The following is a 1,298-nucleotide window of genomic DNA, read 5'->3' as shown; positions in this document are numbered from 1 at the left end:
CTGAGGCGCTACCTGCTCGATGTGTCAGAGTTGGTGCTCTTTATGCTATGGGAATTTGCTTTTTATGGCCTAAACGATATCTTGCCAATTTCATTGGCGTGTCTATCGTATCTAAGCTGTCCCTGCGTTACTCAGCGTTTATTATGTATCCATTAAACCTAATGCTTAACCGTTAAGCAATTATATTTTTCGTACGCACAGCCGTTACTGACCTGAGCAGTTAAGCAGATTAACTCATTGATTTAATGCAGCAAGCTAGGCTGCTAACTCGTTCGCGCTATTTTATTTGTCGCTACGTCTAAATTAACAACACCAATAAATCGCAAGATACCCACCTTGCATGACTGGCAAGGCCATTGCGGTATCAACGGTTCTTTTTCTGCCTTTGGTTTCACCAGTTTATATATATGTGGCACGTGAGCTCTTATCAGCGCTAACTTTCGCTTACGACACGCATTAGCTAAAAACCCATAGTGGCGGATGCGCATAAACCCTTTCGGCAATACATGTTGTAAGTAGCGCCGTAAAAATTCATCACAATTCAGTGTCATTACTTTATCGCGGTTGTTATCTGCATAATCGCGATATTTAAAGCTCACTGACTGCTCATTCACTGACACTAATCGTGATTCTGACATCACGCCTTTTCGGGTATACCGAGCAAGGTAACTAACTAGTTTTTCACTGTACGTTAAACAAGCTTTGCTATACACGCACCATTTGGTTGGCGTGTTTATCTTCGCGAATCGACTATCGCATTCATTGAGCGCCGCCAGCATTTTTCCTCTAAAGACTGTTGATAACGCTTTTACGGGATATAAATAGCCTTTTTCTATTTCATGCCAGTGCGCTTTATTAAGCGCCCCTGCGGGTATCAAACAATGCAAGTGAATATGCTGACTTAAGTTCTGCCCCCATGTATGCAGTACGCTTGTCATGCCTAACTGGCCATGCATCTTTCGTTTCGCAAATTTGCTCAGCGTTTGCCATACGGCTTTAAACAAACACTGGTACAACACACTTGGGTTATAGTGAGCAATGATATTCAACTCATGAGGGAGCGTAAAAACAAGGTGGAAATACCGACACTGTAATAAATCCTCTTGCTGTCTTCGCACCCACTTAGCCGTGGCCATGCCTTGGCAACGCGGACAGTGACGGTCTCGACAACTACACCCAATCTGCTGCGACTCCCCACAGCTATCACATTGCCATGCTTGATAACCGAGCTGACCTGTTCTGCATGATTGAAGATGCTGACAGACACGCAGTTGTTGATAGCTCACCGTATGATGTTG

The 1,298-nt window shown here is 44.0% G+C and carries 1 protein-coding gene; it reads right to left on the bottom strand.

What is annotated here, in order from left to right; translation table 11 throughout:
• Window positions 1-263: 263 nt before the first annotated feature.
• Window positions 264-1,298 (bottom strand): IS91 family transposase (locus HC733_RS22245; RefSeq protein ID WP_238937670.1); only part of this gene is annotated, 1,035 nt, incomplete at its 5' end.

Source organism: Pseudoalteromonas sp. S16_S37, assembly GCF_014694405.1.
GTDB lineage: Bacteria > Pseudomonadota > Gammaproteobacteria > Enterobacterales > Alteromonadaceae > Pseudoalteromonas.
The sequence above is the reverse complement of the archived record's forward strand: the minus strand, read 5'-3'. Positions and strand labels throughout refer to the sequence as shown.